General features: G+C 74.2%; 20 protein-coding genes. 6 read left to right on the top strand and 14 right to left on the bottom strand.

Going from position 1 to position 19397, the window contains the following annotated elements; genetic code table 11:
• Window positions 1-48 precede the first annotated feature (48 nt).
• On the bottom strand, window positions 49-918 hold the full coding sequence (locus BM158_RS03790; protein ID WP_091556277.1) for a DUF559 domain-containing protein: 870 nt from the start codon (window positions 916-918) through the stop codon (window positions 49-51).
• 139 nt (window positions 919-1057) lie between these two features.
• Window positions 1058-2347 (bottom strand): adenylosuccinate synthase, encoded by a 1290-nt coding sequence (locus tag BM158_RS03785; protein WP_091554819.1) that lies wholly within the window; start codon window positions 2345-2347, stop codon window positions 1058-1060.
• 64 nt (window positions 2348-2411) lie between these two features.
• On the opposite strand from BM158_RS03785, the gene BM158_RS03780 reads away from it, so the two are divergent.
• Entirely contained in the window at window positions 2412-3032 is a 621-nt protein-coding gene (locus BM158_RS03780; RefSeq protein WP_091554817.1) for a hypothetical protein, read from the top strand.
• On the opposite strand, the gene BM158_RS03775 is transcribed toward BM158_RS03780, so the two are convergent.
• Complete coding sequence (locus tag BM158_RS03775) at window positions 3023-4264, bottom strand: MFS transporter (RefSeq protein ID WP_165628827.1); 1242 nt, start codon at window positions 4262-4264, stop codon at window positions 3023-3025. The two genes, BM158_RS03780 and BM158_RS03775, sit on opposite strands and share 10 nt — an antisense overlap.
• A gap of 78 nt (window positions 4265-4342) precedes the next feature.
• Here BM158_RS03775 and BM158_RS03770 point away from each other — a divergent pair, with 78 nt between their 5' ends.
• Complete coding sequence (locus BM158_RS03770; protein ID WP_229827462.1) at window positions 4343-5392, top strand: ABC transporter permease; 1050 nt, start codon at window positions 4343-4345, stop codon at window positions 5390-5392.
• Window positions 5389-6231: an ATP-binding cassette domain-containing protein gene (locus tag BM158_RS03765; RefSeq protein ID WP_229827463.1), complete on the top strand. Its 843-nt coding sequence runs from the start codon at window positions 5389-5391 to the stop codon at window positions 6229-6231. The genes BM158_RS03770 and BM158_RS03765 overlap by 4 nt, the downstream gene beginning before the upstream one ends.
• Here BM158_RS03765 and ppsA read toward each other — a convergent pair.
• The 5 genes from ppsA to fbaA form a co-directional block, all read right to left on the bottom strand.
• A complete protein-coding gene (gene ppsA, locus BM158_RS03760) occupies window positions 6228-8594 on the bottom strand; it encodes a phosphoenolpyruvate synthase (protein WP_229827464.1) in 2367 nt (788 codons plus the stop codon). The two genes, BM158_RS03765 and ppsA, sit on opposite strands and share 4 nt — an antisense overlap.
• Window positions 8591-9499 (bottom strand): pyruvate, water dikinase regulatory protein, encoded by a 909-nt coding sequence (locus tag BM158_RS03755; protein ID WP_091554813.1) that lies wholly within the window; start codon window positions 9497-9499, stop codon window positions 8591-8593. Before BM158_RS03755 ends, ppsA begins: the two co-directional genes overlap by 4 nt.
• Before the next feature lie 183 nt (window positions 9500-9682).
• Complete coding sequence (locus BM158_RS03750) at window positions 9683-10675, bottom strand: type IV toxin-antitoxin system AbiEi family antitoxin domain-containing protein (RefSeq protein ID WP_091554811.1); 993 nt, start codon at window positions 10673-10675, stop codon at window positions 9683-9685.
• A gap of 177 nt (window positions 10676-10852) precedes the next feature.
• Window positions 10853-11260 (bottom strand): DUF3151 domain-containing protein, encoded by a 408-nt coding sequence (locus BM158_RS03745; protein WP_091554809.1) that lies wholly within the window; start codon window positions 11258-11260, stop codon window positions 10853-10855.
• A complete protein-coding gene (gene fbaA / locus BM158_RS03740; RefSeq protein ID WP_091554808.1) occupies window positions 11257-12288 on the bottom strand; it encodes a class II fructose-bisphosphate aldolase in 1032 nt (343 codons plus the stop codon). Before fbaA ends, BM158_RS03745 begins: the two co-directional genes overlap by 4 nt.
• 105 nt (window positions 12289-12393) lie before the next feature.
• On the opposite strand from fbaA, the gene BM158_RS03735 reads away from it, so the two are divergent.
• Window positions 12394-13026: a hypothetical protein gene (locus BM158_RS03735; RefSeq protein WP_091554806.1), complete on the top strand. Its 633-nt coding sequence runs from the start codon at window positions 12394-12396 to the stop codon at window positions 13024-13026.
• Here BM158_RS03735 and BM158_RS03730 read toward each other — a convergent pair.
• Window positions 13004-14362 (bottom strand): FAD-dependent oxidoreductase, encoded by a 1359-nt coding sequence (locus BM158_RS03730; protein ID WP_091554804.1) that lies wholly within the window; start codon window positions 14360-14362, stop codon window positions 13004-13006. The two genes, BM158_RS03735 and BM158_RS03730, sit on opposite strands and share 23 nt — an antisense overlap.
• A 19-nt stretch (window positions 14363-14381) precedes the next feature.
• On the bottom strand, window positions 14382-15803 hold the full coding sequence (locus BM158_RS03725; protein ID WP_091554802.1) for an FAD-binding oxidoreductase: 1422 nt from the start codon (window positions 15801-15803) through the stop codon (window positions 14382-14384).
• An 80-nt stretch (window positions 15804-15883) separates the two neighbouring features.
• Here BM158_RS03725 and BM158_RS03720 point away from each other — a divergent pair, with 80 nt between their 5' ends.
• A complete protein-coding gene (locus BM158_RS03720; protein WP_229827465.1) occupies window positions 15884-16495 on the top strand; it encodes a DedA family protein in 612 nt (203 codons plus the stop codon).
• On the opposite strand, the gene pyrE is transcribed toward BM158_RS03720, so the two are convergent.
• Both pyrE and BM158_RS03710 read right to left on the bottom strand, forming a co-directional pair.
• The gene (gene pyrE, locus BM158_RS03715; protein ID WP_091554800.1) at window positions 16496-17050 is read right to left on the bottom strand and encodes an orotate phosphoribosyltransferase; all 555 of its coding nucleotides are present in this window, start codon (window positions 17048-17050) and stop codon (window positions 16496-16498) included.
• A 34-nt stretch (window positions 17051-17084) separates the two neighbouring features.
• Complete coding sequence (locus BM158_RS03710) at window positions 17085-17723, bottom strand: fasciclin domain-containing protein (RefSeq protein ID WP_091556270.1); 639 nt, start codon at window positions 17721-17723, stop codon at window positions 17085-17087.
• 97 nt (window positions 17724-17820) lie between these two features.
• On the opposite strand from BM158_RS03710, the gene BM158_RS03705 reads away from it, so the two are divergent.
• Window positions 17821-18255 carry a hypothetical protein gene (locus BM158_RS03705; RefSeq protein WP_131801964.1) on the top strand — a complete coding sequence of 145 codons (435 nt, stop codon included), beginning with the start codon at window positions 17821-17823 and terminating at the stop codon, window positions 18253-18255.
• A gap of 3 nt (window positions 18256-18258) precedes the next feature.
• Here the strand turns inward: BM158_RS03705 and BM158_RS03700 are convergent, their stop codons facing one another.
• Window positions 18259-18897 carry a hypothetical protein gene (locus BM158_RS03700; protein ID WP_091554798.1) on the bottom strand — a complete coding sequence of 213 codons (639 nt, stop codon included), beginning with the start codon at window positions 18895-18897 and terminating at the stop codon, window positions 18259-18261.
• A 49-nt stretch (window positions 18898-18946) separates the two neighbouring features.
• Window positions 18947-19279 carry a hypothetical protein gene (locus BM158_RS03695; RefSeq protein ID WP_091554796.1) on the bottom strand — a complete coding sequence of 111 codons (333 nt, stop codon included), beginning with the start codon at window positions 19277-19279 and terminating at the stop codon, window positions 18947-18949.
• Between the last annotated feature and the right edge of the window lie 118 nt (window positions 19280-19397).

The following is a 19397-nucleotide window of genomic DNA, read 5'->3' as shown; positions in this document are numbered from 1 at the left end:
GCGTGGTTCTGCGACCACCCATGAGCCCGCCGACCCCGATCTCGGGGGTCAGGACGCGAGCAGTGCGCGCAGCCGCGCGATGAGCGCCGTGGGGTCGTGCAGGTCGGCGGCCGTCACGTGCAGCACGCGCCAACCAGCCGCCTGCAAGGCATTGAGCCGACGCCGGTCGCGTGCGAACTGGCCGCGCTCGGCGTGCCACCACCCGTCGTACTCGACGGCCACCCGCTGCTCGGGGAACGCCAGGTCGACCCGCGCGACGAACCTCCCCTGCGCGTCGACGACGACGTGCTGGCTGACCGGTCGCAGACCCGCTGCCCAGAGCAGCAGGCGCACCCGGGACTCCTGCGGGGACTCCGCGAGCTGGTCGACACGGGTCAGGGCCTCGCGCGCGTCGGCGCACCCGCGGCCGGAGCCGACCGCCCGCCAGACGTCGGAGACCAGCGCCCCGGTGCGGCTCAGCAGCGGGTCGAGCACCGGCACGGTCTCCGCCGGCGGGCCCGAGCGGGCGATGTCCGCGGCGGTGCGGACCGCCGACGTCACCCGCCGGCGGCCGATGCGGACGACGTCGCCGGCGGCCAGGCGCGCATGTCGGATGCGGACGCCGGCCACCGGCCCCCACCGCGCACCGGGTGGCACCACCACCTCGACCGGGTGAGCCTCCTCCCAGGCCGTGTCCACGCCGTGCAGCCAGGCGGCGGTGCGCCCGGCGAGGACCGCGGTCGGCGGGGCAAGCAGCTCGACCGCGCGCAGCCGGTGCTCGGGGTGGTCCGCCAGCGCGGCGTCGACGTAGACGCCGCGCAGGACCCGCCGCCACGCGGAGGAGCGCAGCTGCTCGCGCGTCAGGAGCCCGGCCTGCACCGCGCCGGCGCCCAGGAACACCTGGCCGACGAGGGCGGCAGGTCGGGAGGGCGTGCGCACGGGCAGCAGCCTGCCGTCATCACCGGGATCGACCACCCGTTGTCCACAAGCAGGTAGCGAGAACGGGGTTCGCGGGGTCCAGACAGCCGTCAGAACCCCGCGGACCCCGTTCTCGAGCGACGCCGCTGCAGCGCCGGGATCAGTCGAGGAGGTCGTGGATGAGGACGTTCTCGTCGCGGCCGGGGCCGACGCCGATCACGCTGATCCGCGCGCCCGAGAGCTCCTCGAGGCGTTTGACGTAGGCCTGCGCGTTGGCGGGCAGCTCGTCGAAGGTGCGGCAGTGCGTGATGTCCTCGAACCAGCCCGGCATCTCCTCGTACACCGGGGTGGCGTGGTGCACGTCGGTCTGGGTCATCGGCATCTCGTCGTGGCGGACGCCGTCGACCTCGTAGGCCACGCAGATCGGCACCGTCTCCAGGCCGGAGAGGACGTCGAGCTTGGTGAGGAAGTAGTCGGTGATGCCGTTGACCCGCGAGGCGTAGCGGGCGATGACCGCGTCGAACCAGCCGCAGCGCCGGTCGCGGCCGGTGGTCACGCCCACCTCGCCGCCCTGCTTGCGCAGGTACTCGCCGTTGGCGTCGAACAGCTCGGTCGGGAAGGGACCCGAGCCCACGCGGGTGGTGTAGGCCTTGAGGATCCCGACCACGCGCTCGATGCGGGTGGGCCCGATGCCCGAGCCGGCCGAGGCACCGCCCGCCGTCGGGTTGGACGACGTGACGAACGGGTACGTGCCGTGGTCGACGTCGAGCAGGGTGCCCTGCGAGCCCTCCAGCAGCACCCACTCGTCGCGGTCGAGGGCGTTGCCCAGCAGCAGCCGGGTGTCCGCGATGCGGTGCTTGAGCACCTCGGCGTACTCGGCGTACTCCTCGACGACCTCGTCGACGTCGATGGCCTTGCGGTTGTAGACCTTGACCAGGATCTGGTTCTTCTCCCGCAGCACCGCCTCGAGCTTCTGCCGGAGGATGCCGAGGTCGAGCAGGTCCTGCGCGCGGATGCCGACCCGGGCGACCTTGTCGCCGTAGGCCGGGCCGATGCCGCGCCCCGTCGTCCCGATCTTGCTCTTGCCGAGGAACCGCTCGGTGACCCGGTCCAGCGCCCGGTGGTGCGGCATGATCAGGTGCGCGTCGCTGGAGATGACCAGGCGCGAGGTGTCCACGCCGCGCTCCTCGAGGCCCGCGAGCTCGCCGATGAGCACCTGCGGGTCGACCACCACGCCGTTGCCGATGACCGGCGTGCAGCCCGGCGTCAGGATCCCCGACGGGATCAGGTGCAGCGCGTACCGCTCGCCGTCCGGGGTGATCACGGTGTGCCCGGCGTTGTTGCCGCCCTGGTAGCGGACGACGTAGGGCACCCGGCCGCCGAGGATGTCGGTGGCCTTCCCCTTGCCCTCGTCGCCCCACTGGGCACCGATCAGCACGACTGCCGGCATCGGGCCGTTCTCCTTCGCGTCAGCATCCGGAGGGTCCCCGGCTGGCAGGTGGCAGGGTATCGCTGTGAGCACCACCCGGTTCGACCTGCGGGGGCTGGCCCCCGGTCAGGGTCCCTCCCGCCGGCACGTCGCGTCGGTCATCGACGCCGTGGACGACGCCGTGGTGGTGCAGGGTCCGGTCCAGGCGCTGGCCGCCGTCCTGGCCCGGCTGTGGACGAGCGACCGCCTGCCGGCGGTGACCGTCGGCTGGGAGCCGGTGGACGGCGACGCCGACTGCCGCGGCCTGGCCCGCGACCTCGGCCTGGGCACCGGGTCGGTGCGGGAGCTGCCGCTGGTGCGCGACGACCACGGCGGGGTGCTGCTGCACCACGGCCGGGTCGAGCCCGCCACGCCGGGCCGGGCGCTGGCCCGCCGGTTCGGCGCGCAGGCCCACCACGACGCCGCCAAGGTGGCCGACGGCGACATCACCCGCATCGAGGTCCGCCCGAGGTGGGACGTCGAGGACCAGATCTCCGTCGCCGTCGTCACCGTGCCGCTGCGCCGGCCGGGCCGGACGACGGGGCGGGCGCTGCAGGTGGCGTGCGACCCGGCCCGGGTGCTCCGCGACGGGGTGCCCGTCGACCGCGAGGTGCAGCGCTGGACCTGGTACGCCGACGACCGGGTGCGCTGGCGCCTTCAGCCCTGAGGCCCGGTCTCCACGACCGGCACCAGCGGCGGCGCCGTGGTGGCCCCCGCCGCCCGCAGCGCCGACCGGCCGGGCCCGAGGAGGACGACCGCGAGCAGCAGCCCGAGCGCGCCGAGCACCAGGATCGGGACGCCGCCGCGCAGCGCGTCGCCGCTGACCAGCGCCAGCACGGTGGGCACGAGGAACCCGGCGTAGACCGGCAGGTAGAAGGCGCTCAGCAGCGCCCCGCGGCGGTCGGGCGGGGCGACCCGGTCGCAGACGGCGACGCCCGACGTCATGCCCAGCCCCTCCCCCAGCCCGATCAGCAGGCAGGCCGGCAGCACCCACGGCCAACCCCCGGGCTGCACGGCCAGGTACCCCAGCCCGCACCCGACCGCGGACAGGACGGCGGCCAGCGGCCCCGACACCACCGGGCCGAGCCGGGTGGCCAGCGGCGTGACCAGCGCGGCGCTGCCCTGCACCAGCAGCGCCGAGACCCCGACCAGCGCGAACACCGCGCCGAAGCCGGCGTCGGCGACCAGCAGCGGGAAGACGGTCAGCGAGAGGACCGCGTAGGTGTAGACGGTCAGCCCGACCGGCAGCAGGTAGGCCCAGAACGCGCGCCGGGCGACCGGGGGGACGCCGAGGGCCAGGCGCCCCGGACGGCGCTCGGTCACCGTCTCGGGCACCCCGCGCAGGCCGAGCACCCCGACCAGCAGGAGCAGCGCCGACGGCGTCAGCGAGACCAGCTGCGGCGCGGGACCCCACTGCACGAGGACGCCGGCGACCAGCGGTCCGACGGCGAACCCGGTGGCCATCGCGGCGCTGGCGACGGCGGCGGCCCGGCGCACCCGGCCGGGCGCCCCGGCGTCGGTGCCGCCGGAGAGCTCGCGCAGCCACACGGTGCCCACGGTGAACACCGCGCCGCTGACCAGCCCCTGCGCGACCCGGCCGACGGCGAGGAACCACACCCCGCCCACGTCGGCGGCGATGAGCACCAGGGTGCAGGCCAGTGCGGCGAGCAGCCCGCCGACGACCACCCGGCGGCGGCCGTCGCGGTCCGACAGCGGGCCGGCCAGCAGCAGCGAGGGCACCAGCCCGAGGGCGTACGCGGCGAAGAACAGGGTGAGGGTCAGCGCGCCCAGGTCGAGCTCGTCGGCGTAGCGGAGCAGGAGCGGGGACGGCGACTGGGTGCTGACCGCGGTGGCGAACAGCGCGACCAGCAGCCGGCGGCGCTGCCGGACGGAGTCCACTCCCGCACCGTAGGGGACACTGGATCCCTGCACCCCCGAGGAGGCCCCCCTGCCGCCGACCGCCGTCCGTCGCCCGTGGTGACCGCTGCCCAGCGCCCGGTGTTCGGGGCGCCGGAGCGGCGTGCGCCGTCCCGGGGCCGCCGGCTGCTCACCCGGCCCAGCACCCCTGCGCTGGCCGGTGTGGTCGTCGCGCTGGTGGTGTTCGGCGTGCAGGCCCCGCAGCTGCTCGGGGCCGGCGGCTGGGCGTCGGTGCTGGACGCGGCCGCGCTCATCGGCATCGGCGCGGTGGCCGTCACGGTGCTGCTGGTCGCCGGGCAGTTCGACGTGTCCATCGGGGTGCTGGCGGTAGCCAGCAGCGTGACCGCGGGCCTGCTGGTCAGCGAGGCGGGCTGGGGGCTGTGGCCCGCGCTGGCGGTGTCGCTGGTCGCCGCGCTGGCGGTGGGCGCGGTGAACGGGCTGCTGGTGGTCATCACCGGCCTGCCCAGCTTCCTGGTCACGCTGGCGACCTTCCTGGTGCTGCAGGGCGGCACGCTGGTGGTGGCGCAGTCGGTGGCCGGCACGTCCCTGGTCGACGGCGTCGAGGGCGCCCCGGGCTGGGCGTCGGCCGACGCGGTCTTCGGGTCGGTGCTGGTGCTGGGCGACGGCCGGTTCCGGGTGTCGATCGTGTGGTGGGCGGCCGCGGTGCTGCTGGCCGGCTGGCTGCTGCGCCGCACCCGGTTCGGCAACGCGGTCTACGCGCTCGGCGGGTCCCGCCGGGCGGCCCGCGAGCTGGGCGTGCCCACGGCCTGGACGACGGTCGCGCTGTACCTGCTCACCGCGACGGCGGCCTGGCTGCTCGGCACGCTGGCGCTGGTCCGGCAGGGCGGGGTGCCGGTGGCGCCGGGCTTCGGGGCCGAGATCGAGTACCTGGTGGTCGCGGTGATCGGCGGCTGCCTGCTCGGCGGCGGGTACGGCTCGGCGGTGGGCGCGGCGGCCGGGGCGCTGCTCTACGGCGCGGTGCGCACCGGCATCGGCGTGGCCGGCTGGCCCCCGCAGTCCTTCCAGGTGGTGCTGGGCGTGCTGCTCGTGGTGGCGCTGCTGGCCAACGGCGTCGCCCGCCGGCGGCTGATCGCGGTGCCCCGCTCGTGAGCGTGCAGGAGGCGCTGCCGTTCCCGGAGCCCGAGGGCGCCCCGGTGCTGCCGCCGGTCGCCACGGCCCCGGTGCTGGAGCTGCGCGGGGTGACGGTGCGCTACGGCCAGGTCCCGGCGCTGGACCGGGTCTCGCTGCGGCTGCTGCCCGGCACGGTCACCTGCCTGCTGGGCGAGAACGGGGCGGGCAAGTCGACCGTCGTCCAGGTGATGTCGGGGGTGCGCCGGCACGACGAGGGCGAGCTGCTCGTCGACGGCACGGCGGTGCGGTTCCGGCGTCCGCGGCAGGCCCGGTCCCGGGGCATCGCCACCATCTGGCAGGACCTCGCCGTCATCCCGCTGATGACGGTCTGGCGCAACTTCTGGCTGGGCGACGAGCCGACGCGGGGCGTGTGGCCGTTCCGGCGCATCGACCTGGAGGCCGCCCGCGACGGCGCCGCGCGGGGGCTGGCCCGGGTCGGGCTGCCGGGGCTCAACGTCAACCAGCCGGCGGCGGCGCTGCAGCCGGGGCAGCGGCACAGCCTGGCGGTGGCGCGGGCGATCCACTTCGGTGCCCGGGTGCTGGTGGTCGACGAGCCGGCGGCACCGCTGACCGTGGCGCAGCACGCGCTGGTGCTGCGCACGGTCGTCGCCGCCCGCGACGCAGGCATCGCGGTGCTGTTCGTGACGTCGATGCCCGGCTACGCGCACCTGGTCGGGGACCGGTTCCTGCTGCTGGCCGGCGGCCGGGTGGCCGCCGACCTGACCCGCGAGGACGTCGACGTCGAGGGGCTGACCCAGCTGATGAGCGGTGGCGACGCGCTCGCCACCCTCACCGCCGAGCTGCGCCGGGGCCGCTAGCCCTTCGTCCCCGCGATCGCCAGCCAGGTGTCGACGACGGTGTCGGGGTTCAGCGACATCGACTCGATGCCCTGCTCGACCAGCCACTGCGCCAGGTCGGGGTGGTCGGAGGGGCCCTGGCCGCAGATGCCGACGTACTTGCCCCGCTCCAAGCAGGCCTGGATGGCCATCTCGAGCATCTTCAGCACGGCCGGGTTGCGCTCGTCGAAGGTGGCCGCCACCAGGGAGGAGTCGCGGTCCAGGCCCAGGGTCAGCTGGGTCATGTCGTTGGAGCCGATGGAGAACCCGTCGACGTGGTCGAGGAACTGGTCGGCCAGCAGGGCGTTCGAGGGCAGCTCGCACATCATGACCACCGACAGGTCGTTCTCCCCGCGCACCAGCCCGTGCGTGCCGAGCAGCTCGACGACGCCCTCGATCTCGGCCACGGTCCGCACGAACGGGATCATGATCTTGACGTTGGTCAGGCCCATGTCGTCGCGCACGTGCTTGAGCGCGGCGCACTCCATCGCGAAGCACTCGGCGAAGTCCTCCGACAGGTACCGGGAGGCGCCCCGGTAGCCGATCATCGGGTTCTCCTCGTGGGGCTCGTAGGCCTCCCCGCCGAGCAGGTTGGCGTACTCGTTGGACTTGAAGTCGCTCATCCGCACGATGACCGGCTCGGGGGCGAAGGCCGCCGCGATCATCGAGATGCCCTCGGCGACCCGCTGCACGAAGTAGTCCCGCGGGGTCGGGTAGGCGGCGATGATCTCGCTGATCTCCTCCTTCAACCGGCCGTCGAGGGAGTCGAGGTCCAGCAGGGCGCGGGGGTGGATGCCGATCTGGCGGTTGATGATGAACTCCAGCCGCGCCAGCCCGACGCCCTTGTGCGGCAGGCGGGAGAAGGCGAAGGCCTGCTCCGGCGTCCCCACGTTCATCATGATCTTGGTGGGGATGTCGGGCATCTCGTCGAGCTTGGTCTCGCTGACGTCGAAGTCGACCCGGCCCTCGTAGACGTTGCCGACGTCGCCCTCGGCGCAGGAGACGGTGACCTCGCGGCCGTCCTCCAGCACCTTGGTGGCGTTGCCGGTGCCGACGACGGCGGGGATGCCCAGCTCGCGGGCGATGATCGCCGCGTGGCAGGTGCGGCCGCCGCGGTTGGTGACGATGGCCGAGGCGCGCTTCATGATCGGCTCCCAGTCGGGGTCGGTCATGTCCGCCACCAGGACGTCGCCGCGCTCGAAGTCGGCCATCTGGTCGATGTCGGAGAGCACCTTGACCGCGCCGGCGCCGATCTTCTGCCCGATCGCCCGGCCCTCGACGACCACCTCGCCGGTGCCGGTGAGCGTGTAGCGCTCCAGGGTCGACCCGGCGCGGGAGACGACGGTCTCGGGGCGGGCCTGCAGCACGTAGAGCTCGCCGTCCAGGCCGTCCTTGCCCCACTCGATGTCCATCGGGCGGCCGTAGTGCTCCTCGATGGTCACCGCGTACCGGGCGAGGGTCAGCACGTCCTCGTCGGTGAGGCTGAGCAAGCGGGACTCGGCCTCGTCGACGTCGACGAACTCCGTCGTGCGGCCGACCGTCGCGTCGGTCGTGTAGACCATCTTGGTGGCCTTCGCGCCCACGCCCCGCTTGAGGATCGCGGCCTTGCCGGCCTTGAGCGCGGGCTTGTAGACGTAGAACTCGTCCGGGTTGACCGCGCCCTGCACCACGCCCTCGCCCAGGCCGAACGCGCTGGTGATGAACACGGCGTCGGGGAAGCCGGACTCGGTGTCCATGGTGAACATGACGCCCGACGAGCCGATGTCCGAGCGGACCATCCGCTGCACGCCCGCGCTCAGCGCGACGGCGTCGTGGGCGAAGCCGTGGTGCACCCGGTAGGCGATCGCCCGGTCGTTGTACAGCGACGCGTAGACCTCGCGGATCGCGGTCAGCACGGCCTCGATGCCGCGGACGTTGAGGAACGTCTCCTGCTGACCGGCGAAGGAGGCGTCCGGCAGGTCCTCGGCGGTGGCGCTGGACCGGACCGCGAAGGACAGCTCGGCGTCCGAGGCCAGCTGCTCGTAGGCCGAGCGGATGTCCTTCTCGAGCTCCTCGGGGAAGGGCTGGTCGACCATCCAGCCGCGGATCTCCTTGCCCGCCGCCGAGAGCGCCCGCACGTCGTCGACGTCCAGGCTGCCCAGCTTCTCGCTGATCCGCTCCGCCAGCCCGGTGTCGCCCAGGAACGAGCGGTAGGCGTGCGCCGTCGTGGCGAACCCGTCGGGGACCTTGACGCCGGCGTCGGCCAGGTTGGAGATCATCTCCCCCAGCGAGGAGTTCTTGCCCCCGACCTCCTCCAGGTCCCCCATCCCCAGCTCGGCGAACCAGCGGACGTTCTCGGTGCTCACGGATTTCCTCCAGGGGTGCCGGACGCCGGCCGGCGGGCGCCGGGGCGGGTGCGCTTGAGGGTCTGCAGGACGACGGCGGCGATCTCCTCGACCGACGAGCTCGAGGTGTCGATCGTCGGCATCCGGTGCCGGTCGTACATCGCCACGGCCTGGCGCAGCTCGAAGCGGCACTGCGCCTCGGACGCGTAGCGCGAGTTGGGGCGCCGCTCCTGGCGGACCCGGGACAGCCGGGTCACCGTGGTGGTCAGCCCGAAGCACTTGGCCGCGTGCTCGCGCACCGGGCGGGGCAGGTCGGTGGTCTCCAGGTCCTCGTCGACCAGCGGGTAGTTGGCGACGAAGAGGCCGTGCTGCAGGGCCAGGTACATGGCGGTGGGCGTCTTCCCGCAGCGGGAGGGCGCCAGCAGGATGACGTCGGCGCGCTCGATCGCCCGGAAGGTCTGGCCGTCGTCGTGCTCGATCGCGAACTCGACCGCGGCCATCCGGTCGTTGTAGCGGCGGACGTCGCCCACCCCGTGCAGCCGGCGGGCCTCGCGCAGACCGCGGGCGCCGAGCAGCTCCTCGACCCGGGCCATGTGCATGCCGAACAGGTCGATGACCGGGGCGGTCGTGCGGAACAGCTCGGCGCGCACCTCGTCGACGACCGCGGTGCAGAAGACCAGCGGTGCGGCGGCCGTGCCGGCCCGGGCTGCCGCCATCGCGTCGTCGAGCTGGGCGACGACCTCGCGGGCCATCTCCACGGTCGCGATGAAGGGCACCAGCGTGCGGTCGAAGCTGACCTCGGGGAACTGGATGAGCAGCGCGTTGCCCATGATCTCGGCGCTGATGCCCGTGGAGTCGGACAGGAAGAAGACCGGGACGACGGGACGGTCGTCCGGAGCCACCGGAGGCAGAGCTGCGTTGCTCATCCCGCGCATCGTGCCACGGGATGGCGCAGCACAGAAGTGCCTACCGTCAGAACATATGTGCAGACAGGAAGGGTCAATGTCCGGCCGTACACGGTCACCGCGTGCACAGCCGGTCGCGGTGCAGCGATCTGGTCAGCGCATGCACCGACCGGATCGCTGCCCGGTGATCGGATTCCGTCCGCATCACCCGGCGCGGGGCCTGCGGCGGCGCTCGCCGGACACCACGACGCGCAGCGGCACGGGCGAGGTGTGCGCCATGAGCTCGAGCAGCCGCGCCATCGCCCGCGGCCACCCGTCCTCGACGTCCTCGGTGGTGACCGTCCAGAAGCGGACGCCCGCCGCCATCAGCACCTCGCGCTGGCGCTTCTCCTGCCAGTGCTTCTGCTCCGTCGTCATCCCCCATGGATCCCGGTACTTCTGCCGGCCGTCGCAGGCCATGACGATGCCGTGCCGACCGAACCAGCCGTCGGCCTCGTGGGACACCCCGTCGGCGCGGATGACGACCTGCAGCTCCGGGATCTCGAGGTCCGCCTCGTGCAGCCGCAACCGGGTACGAGTCTGGAGCGGGGAGTCCGCGCCGTCGCGGGCGAGCCCGACCGCCCGTCGCGCGGCCGCCACGCCCCGGTGGTCGGCCGCGGCGCCCAGCGCCTCCTCGAGCTCACGCGCGGTCAGCCGGTCGCCCCAGCGGGCGGCGTCGGCCAGGATGACCGCCTCCTCCATCGACCACGACCGGGCGCAGTCGACCACCGTGCGCGCCAGCGTGGTGACGGGGAGGCCGCGGTGCACGGTGGTCGAGCCCGGCGGCAGCGGTCCGTGGGTGATCACGTACCCGTGGCCACGACGGTGCTGCTCGGGGTCGGTGAGCGTCACGGTCCCGCGTAGCCGCCGCGGCGTGGGCAGCCCCCACACCTTGGCCGCCGAATACCCGCTGAGCACCGCGCCGGGGCGGTCGACGCTGTGCACCACAGCGGTGGCCTCCACGAGGTGGCGCTCCCCTGCCGCATCGGCGCCCGCCAGCGCGGTGGACTCGATGAACGCTCCGCGCCGCAACCTGACCCATGCGCCGTTGACCACCGCCCGCCGCACCTCCTGCGGCGTGATGCCGGCCCGGGTGAGGTCGCGCGTGGTGACGACGCCGTGCTGCTGGGTCGCCGCGGCGCGCAGGAAGGGGTGCATGCCGTGGACAGTGGCCCGGCGCAGGCCCCGGCGGTGTGGTCGTCAGCGATCTGTGGACAGCCCCGGCCATCCACAGCCCCGTGCGTGGCCACTGCGCAGCGATCCGGTCAGTGCGTGCACTGACCGGATCGCTACCCGGTGACCGGATGCTGCCCTGGTGACCGGATGCTGCTCCAGCTAGGGGGCGAGGGTGGGGTCGCAGTCGCGCAGCAGCTCGGTGAGGCGCTGGGTCTCCGCGGTCTCGCCGATCGCCTCGCTGGCCTTGGCCAGCTCGGTCACGCAGCGCAGGAAGCCACGGTTGGGCTCGTGCGACCACGGCACCGGGCCGTAGCCCTTCCAGCCGTTGCGGCGCAGCGCGTCCAGGCCGCGGTGGTAGCCGGTGCGGCCGTAGGCGTAGGCCTCGATGACCCGGCCCCCGGCCAGCGCGTCCTCGGCCAGCTGCGCCCAGGCGGCGCTCACCGTCGGGTGACTGGCTGCGACCTCGGCGGCCGGGGTCCCGGCGGCCAGCGCAGCGTCGGCCTCGGGGTTGGCCGGCAGCAGGGTCTCCGGCGGCGGGCCCAGCAGGTCCCGGTGGGCGTGGGTCACGACTGCGACGTCCCGGCCGAGAGCAGGTCCTCGCAGGCCTGGGTGACGCGGGCGGCCATGCTGGTCTCGGCCAGCTTCATGTAGGTGCGCGGGTCGTAGGTCTTCTTGTTGCCGACCTCGCCGTCGACCTTGAGCACGCCGTCGTAGTTGCTGAACATGTGCCCGGCGATCGGCCGGGTGAAGGCGTACTGGGTGTCGGTGTCGACGTTCATCTTCACCGTGCCGTAGCTCAGCGCCTCGCGGATCTCCTCCTGCGAGGAGCCCGACCCGCCGTGGAAGACGAAGTTGAACGGCTTGGAGCCGGCCTCCAGACCCAGCTCGGAGACGACGACCTCCTGGCCCTCCTTGAGCACCTCGGGGCGCAGCTTCACGTTGCCCGGCTTGTAGACGCCGTGCACGTTGCCGAAGGTCGCGGCCAGCAGGTAGATGCCCTTCTCGCCCAGGCCCAGGGTCTTCGCGGTCTGCACGAAGTCGCCGGGGGCGGTGTAGAGCTTGTCGTTGATGTCGTGGGAGACGCCGTCCTCCTCGCCGCCGACGACGCCGATCTCCAGCTCGAGCACGATCTTGGCCGCGGCGGTCTTCTCGATCAGCTCCGCGGCGATCGACAGGTTCTCGTCCAGGTCGATGGCCGACCCGTCCCACATGTGCGACTGGAACAGCGGGTTGCCGCCCTTGTCGACCCGCTCCTGCGAGAGCGCGATGAGCGGCCGGACGTAGCTGTCCAGCTTGTCCTTGGGGCAGTGGTCGGTGTGCAGCGCGACGTTGACCGGGTAGTGCTGCGCGGCCACGTGGGTGTACTCGGCCAGCGCGGTGGCGCCCACGACCATGTCCTTGACCCGGGTGCCGGAGATGAACTCCGCGCCGCCGGTGGAGAACTGGATGATGCCGTCGGACCCGGCGTCGGCGAACCCGCGCAGCGCGGCGTTGACCGTCTCCGAGGAGGTGCAGTTGATGGCCGGGTAGGCGAAGCCGTTCGCCTTCGCCCGGCTGATCATGTCGGCGTAGACCTCGGGGGTCGCGATGGGCACGGTGACGCTCCTGTCGAAGAGAGGACGAGCTGCTCGCCGGTCAGTATCCCGCCCGACCTGCGGACGACGACAGCGGGCGAGCACGGCACCCGGCAGGATCGCCCCGTGGTGACCGATCGCCCGCGCCCCCGCGGTGGCCCCCTGCTCGGCTGGCTGCTGGTCGTCGCCGCGGCGGCGGCCTCGGCCCTGCTCACCGGCGACACCACCTGGGCGTCGGGCGCACTGGACGGCGGCGGGCGGGTCGACGCCACGCAGGCCGACCTGCTCCGGCTGGACGGCTACCAGGCCACGGTCGTCCCGGCCTTCGCCGGCATGGTGGCCGCGGCCCTCGTCGGCCTGGTCGCCGTCCCGTGGTCCCGGCCGGGACGGTGGGCCGTGACCGCCCTCGTCGTCGGGCTGGTGGTCGCCGGGGTCGTGGTCACCCTGGCCGTCGACGTCGGGGCCACGCCGGAGGAGCAGGTCGGCGGGGCGGTCGTCGGCGTCGTCCCCGCCGCCCTGCTGCTGGTCCTCGTCTGGCTGCGGCTGCGCCGGGGCTGCGCCTGGGTGGCGCTGCTGTTCGCCGTCGTCGGACTCGTCGCGCACGTGGTCACCGTCGTCCGGCTGCTGGGGTCGGCCGGCACCCCGGCCTGGGGCGCGTGGGCGATGCTGCTGCTGGAGCTCGTCGCCGTCACCGGGGCGGCGCTGGCCGTGCGCACCACCCCGCCGCGCGACCGGGTCAGCCCCGTTCGGCCCGGCTGACCACCCGCGCGGCCACCGCCACCACGTCGTAGGTCGGGGAGAACGGCGGGGCGTAGGACAGGTCGGACTCCGACAGCTCCTCCGCCGTCATCCGGCCCCAGATCGCGGTGGCCAGCACGTCGACCCGCTTGCCCGCACCCGCGCCGCCGACGACCTGGCCGCCCAGCAGCCGCCCCGACCCCGCCTCGGTGACCAGCTTGACCGCGATGTCCTCTGCGCCCGGGTAGTAACCGGCCCGGGTGGTGCCCTCGACGACGTCGGTGCGGAAGTCGAACCCGGCCTGCTCGGCCTGCGTGGTGCACAGCCCGGTGCGGCCGATCTCCAGGTCACCCACCTTGGTGAGCGCCGTCCCCAGCACGCCGGCGAACCGGGCCGGCCGACCGGCGATGACCGACCCGGCGACCCGGCCCTGCTTGTTCGCGTGCGTGCCCAGCGCGACGTGCGCGGGCTCCCCGGTGAGGTGGTGGTAGGTCTGCACACAGTCGCCGGCGGCGAAGACGTTCTCGTGGGTGCGGCTGCGCATGGTCGCGTCGACGTCGATCCCGCCGGTCACCCCGATGCCCAGACCGGCGGCCTCGGCCAGCCGGGCCTCGGGCCCCATGCCCAGGCCGAGGACGACGAGGTCGGCGTCGTAGGTCCCCTGGTCGGTGCGCACCCCGCAGGCCCGGCCGTCGCGGTCCAGCAGCACCTCACGCACCGCCTGGTCGGTGTGCACGCCCATCCCCATGGCCCGCATCGCCTCGCAGACCCGCTCGCCCATGTCGGCGTCCAGCAGGCCCATCGGCAGCGGGTCGGCGAGCACGACGTCGACGGCCAGCCCGCGGCGCTGCAGCACCTCGGCCATCTCCAGGCCGATGTAGCCCCCGCCCAGGACGACGGCCTTCCCCTGCCGGTCGCGCGGCAGCGCGTCGATCGCGGCCCGGATGCGGGCGCCGTCGTCGAGGCGGTGCACGCCGAGGACGCCGGGGGCGTTCAGGCCCTCGATCGGCGGGCGGGAGGGCCGGCCGCCGGTGGCGATCAGCAGGTGGTCGTAGTCGAAGGTGCGGCCGTCGGCGGCGGTGACCCGGCAGGCGTCCAGGTCGACCGACTCGGCACGGGTGCCGGTGTGCACCGCGATGCCGCGCCGGCGGTGCTCCTCCGGCGTCCGGGCGACCAGGTCCTCGCGGCTGCCGACCAGGTCACCGACCCAGTACGGGATGCCGCAGGCGGAGAACGAGGTGTCCTCGCCCTGCTCGAGCACCACGACGTCCAGGGACCCGTCGATGCGGCGGGCCTGCGCCGCGGCGGACATGCCGCCCGCGTCGCCCCCGATGACCAGCAGCCGTTGTCTCGACACCGCCCCCGGGTGCCCAGGCTCAACCCGCGCTGAACATCTTCCCCGGGTTGAGCAGCCCGTCGGGGTCCAGCGCGCGCTTGATCGAGCGGTGCACGTCCAGGGCCACCGGGCCGATCTCGCGCTCCAGCCACTCGGACTTCAGGTTGCCCACCCCGTGCTCGCCGGTGATCGTGCCGCCCAGCGCCAGGCCCAGCTCGAGGACGTCGTCGAAGGCGGCGAAGGCACGCGCCTTGTGGTCCTCGTCGGTCGGGTCGAAGCACATCGTCGGGTGCATGTTGCCGTCGCCGGCGTGCCCGACGACGCCGATGACCAGGCCGCGCTCGCGGGCGATGGCGTCGCAGCCGTCGAGGAAGGCGGCGATCCGCGACCGGGGGACGGCGACGTCGTCGATGAGCGTGGTGCCCAGCTGCTCCAGCGCGGGCAGCGCCATCCGGCGGGCGGCCAGCAGCAGGTCGCCCTCGGCGGCGTCGTCGGTGACGTGCACCAGCTCGCAGCCGGCGTCGCGGCACAGCTGCGCCAGCACCTCCATCTCGGCGACGGCGGCCTCGCCGCCGGCGTCGGACTGCGCGACCAGCAGCGCGTGCGCGTCGCGGTCCAGGTCGGCCTTGAGCATGTCGTCCACGGCCCGGATGCAGGTCTGGTCCATGACCTCCATGAGGCTGGGGACGACGCCGCAGCTCACCGCGGCCTCCACGACCTGGCCGGTCTGCGCGGTGCTGGAGAAGGTGGCGACCAGGGTGACCGGCGTGCGCGGGGCGGGCCGCAGCGACAGCGTGGCCTCGGTGATCACCCCGAGCGTGCCCTCGGAGCCGACGAACAGCTTGGGCAGGTCGTAGCCGGCCACGCCCTTGACCGTGCGCCGGCCGGTGCGCAGCACGCGCCCGTCGGCGAGCACGACCTCCATGCCGAGCACGTAGTCGGTGGTGACGCCGTACTTCACGCAGCACAGGCCGCCGGAGTTGTTGGCCAGGTTGCCGCCGATCGTGCACCAGTCGTAGGACGACGGGTCCGGTGGGTAGAACAGCCCGTGCTTCGCGACCTCGTCGCGCAGCGCCTTGTTCACCACGCCGGGCTGGACGACGGCCAGCCGGTCGGCGGTGGACACCTCCAGCACCTTGTCCATCCGCGTCATGACCAGCGTGATCGCGCCGTCGACCGCGTTCGCCGCGCCCGCCAGGCCCGAGCCCGCGCCGCGGGGGACGACCGGCACGCCATGGGCGTGCGCGATGCGCAGGGCCGCCGACACGTCGGCGGTGGTGCGCGGCAGCACGACCGCGGCCGGGGTGCCGGCCGGGGCGAGCATCGCCTGGTCGCGGGCGTAGGAGGCGGTGACGTCGGGGTCGGTGAGCACGCTGTCCCGGCCCAGCGCGGCGGTGAGCTCCGCGAGCCAGTCGGGGGCGGCGGCGTCCGGCGATGTCGTCGTCGCTGTGGTGGCGGTCACGCGGCCACGGTACGTCGTGGGACCGACGCTCCCCAGCACGTCCAGCGTCCTCACAGTCGGCGCACGTACGGTCCCGCGCCGTGAGCTCCTTCCTGGACCCGACGCACCTGGTCAACACCTTCGGCCTGATCGGGATCATGGTGATCCTGTTCGCCGAGTGCGGGCTGCTGGTCGGGTTCTTCCTGCCCGGTGACTCCCTGCTGTTCACCGCGGGCCTGCTGGTCGCCGGCGGGGTGTTCTCCGTGCCGCTGTGGGTGCTGCTCGTCGCGCTCCCGCTGGCCGCGATCGCCGGCAACCTGGTCGGCTACTGGATCGGCCGCCGGGTGGGGCCCACGGTCTTCAGCCGGCCCGACAGCCGCCTGTTCAAGGCCGAGTACGTGGAGAAGGCGCAGGGGTTCTTCGACCGCAACGGCAACAAGACCGTCCTGCTGGCCCGCTTCGTGCCGATCGTGCGCACCTTCGCCACCGTGATGGCCGGGGTCTCGCTGATGGACGTCCGGCGGTACGTCGTGTGGTCTGTCCTGGGCGGCGTCCTGTGGGCGGCCGGGGTGACGCTGCTGGGCTACTGGCTGGGCCAGGTCGCCGTCGTCCGCGACCACGTCGAGCTGTTCATCCTCGGCGTCGTGGTGCTCTCGCTGGTGCCGGCGGTCGTCGAGGTCGTGCGCGGCCGCCGCAGCGGCCGCCCCGCCTGATCAGCTGAGGCCGAGGTCCTCGAGGGAGAACGCGGCGCGGTACTCGTAGCCGGCGGCCTCGACGGCGGCCCGGGCTCCGCGGTCGACGATCACCGCCACCGCGATGACCTCGGCGCCGGCCTCGGTGAGCGCCTCGGCGGCGGTCAGCGGGCTGCTGCCGGTGGTGGAGACGTCCTCGACCACCAGCACGGCGCGTCCGGCGACGTCCGGGCCCTCGATCCGGCGCTGCAGGCCGTGCGCCTTGCCCTGCTTGCGCACCACGCAGGCGTCCAGGAAGCCCTCGCCGTCGCCGGCGGCGTGCAGCATCGCGGTGGCCACCGGGTCGGCACCCAGGGTGAGCCCGCCGACGACGTCGTAGCGCAGGTCGGCGGTCAGCTGCCGCATCACCCGGCCGACCAGCGGCGCGCCCTCGTGGTGCAGGGTCAGCCGGCGCAGGTCGATGTACCAGTCGGCCTCGCGGCCCGACGAGAGCGTCACCTTGCCGTGCACGACGGCGAGGTCGGTGATCAGCTCCAGCAGCCGGGTCCGGTCGGGGTGGGAGGTCGGCGCCGTCATGCACCCGACCCTACTGAGGTCGACGGTGCCCGGCTCAGGCCTGCGGGGCGAGCACCTGGTCGACGAGGTAGAGGGTCGCGTTCGCCGTCTGCACGTTGCCGCAGACCACGGTGGCGTCGGCCGCGCCGAGCAGCGTCTGGTCCGCCGCAACGACCGGGGCGTCGGCGCTGCCGGTGACCGTGATGGTGTCGCCGAGCAGCGTGGTGTGGTCCCCGACCACCTGGTCGGGGGACAGCCGGCCGCTGACCACGTGGTGCTGCAGCACCGACGTCAGCCGGGGCAGGTCGGCGAGCAGCCCGTTCAGCTGGTCGGCGGGGACGGCGTCGAAGGCGGTGTTGACCGGGGCGAAGACGGTGATGTCGCTCTGCGCGTCCAGCGCGGCGGTCAGGTTCGCCGCGCCGACCGCGGAGGCCAGCGTGCTCACCAGCGGCGCACCGGCCAGCGCCGTGCCGACCGGCTGGGTGGCCAGGGTGGCCAGGGCGTCGGCGGGCAGCTGCGAGCAGCCGGCGCCCACCGGGTCGGTGGACGGGGCGGTCGAGGGCGCGGAGGTGGCGGTCGCGCCGGTGCTGGCCGCGCCGGACCCGCCGTCGTCGGAGGAGCAGCCGGTCAGCCCGGCGACGAGGGCGACGGCGGCCGCGATCAGGGCGCCGCGCACGGGGCGGGTGCTGGTCATGGTCGGGGTCTCCTCGGGTGCGGGGTCCTGCTCGGGCACCGACCAGTGTCGGGCATCCGGGGCCCGGACGCGGTGCGCGGCGTGCCAGGGTGGCCCGGTGACCGCTGCCCCTCCCCCTCCCCCGTCGGTGCGGGTGGCCGCCGGGACGCTGCTGGCCGTCGCGGTGCTGCTGACCGCGAGCACCGTGCTGACCCTGGTCGGCCGGGACACCGTGGTCGACCAGTACCTGGCCGCGCAGCCGGACCTGGACCGGGCCGCGGTCACCCGCAGCCTGGTGCTGGGCCAGGTGCTGTACCTGGTCCTGGGTCTGCTCGCCGGGCTGGCCGCGGTCTTCCTGCTCCGCCGCCGCGCGTGGGCACGTTGGACCGGCGTCGCGGTCGGCCTGTTCGTCGCGCTGCGCACCGTGCTGTCCTCGCTGGACGCGGGCGGGACGACGATCTCCTCGCTGCTGGTGCTGGTGCTCTGCGTGGCGGCGGTGGCCAGCCTGCTGGCCCGGACCACCCGGGAGTGGCTGCCCGCGCGGGCAGGCTGAGGGTCAGTCGGGCAGGTCCGCCGCGCGCCGCAGCCCGCGCACCCGGTACCAGGTGTTCGCCGGGCCCAGTGCCAGCAGCACCGCCCCCGCGCCGAGCAGGAGCACCTGCACGACACCGAGCACGGTGATCACGGCCAGCGGTGCCTGCAGGGCGCCGATCAGCCCGAACAGGCCAAGCCCGCCGAGCACCCACAGCACGATGCGGGCCCAGTGGTGGCCCTGCCACGCGAAGGCGGACATGGTGGCGTACAGCGCGACGCCGAGCAGGGTGGTGACCGCCGCCGCCGTGGTGGCCGCGGTGCTGACGCCGCCGATGAACGCGCTGCCGAAGCCCGACTCGATGTCGCTGCTGCTCAGGCCCACCTCGCGGAGCGCCTGCTCGACGTAGGCGTCGCGGTTGGTGAGCACCACGACCGCGCTGACGAGACCGACCAGCGCGCTGACCGCGAAGGCGAGCACGCCGGCGGTGACGACGGTCGGCCGCGCCATCGGCGGCGGGACCGGCCGCGGCGGTCCGTAGGGGTGGCCCGGGGGCGGTCCGTAGGCCGGAGGCGGTCCGTAGGCCGGGGGCGAGCCGTAGCCGGGCGGCGGTCCGTAGCCGGGAGGCGGGCCGTAGCCGGGAGGCGGGCCGTAGCCGGTCATCGCGGTCTCCTCGTCGTGCTCGGTGGTCGGGCCGGGCGGGCCCAGCAGATCACGGTCCGGGCCGGACCCACTCGCGGGCGTCGGGGTGCAGCAGCAGCCCGAGCAGGACGGCGTGGCCGGCGACGGCCCAGACCGGGCCGGACACCAGGAGCAGGCCGGCGTCGAGCACGGTGAGGGCCACCAGGCCGGCCCAGGCCCACCGGTGCTGGCGGACGAAGGCGTGCCGCAGCCAGCCCACCAGCAGGACCTGCAGGAGCGGTGGCAGCACCGACACCGGGTCGAGGACCAGCAGGCCCGCCAGCACCCGGACGCACAGCAGCGCGACCTGCACGGTCAGCAGCCGCACCACCCAGCGGGTGCTCTGCAGGTGCCGCAGCCGCACCGGCCACCGCGGCCCGTGGTCCCCCGCGCCGCCCCCGGATCCTGCCGCCGTCCGCGCCGTCGTCGTCCGCTCCACCGTCGTCCCTCCCTCGTCCCCGGCGTGCCCGGGTGCGACGAGG

Source organism: Klenkia taihuensis, assembly GCF_900112525.1.
GTDB classification, from domain to species: Bacteria; Actinomycetota; Actinomycetes; order Mycobacteriales; family Geodermatophilaceae; genus Klenkia; species Klenkia taihuensis.
Note: the sequence above shows the minus strand (reverse complement) of the source record. Positions and strands in the feature narration are given on the sequence as shown.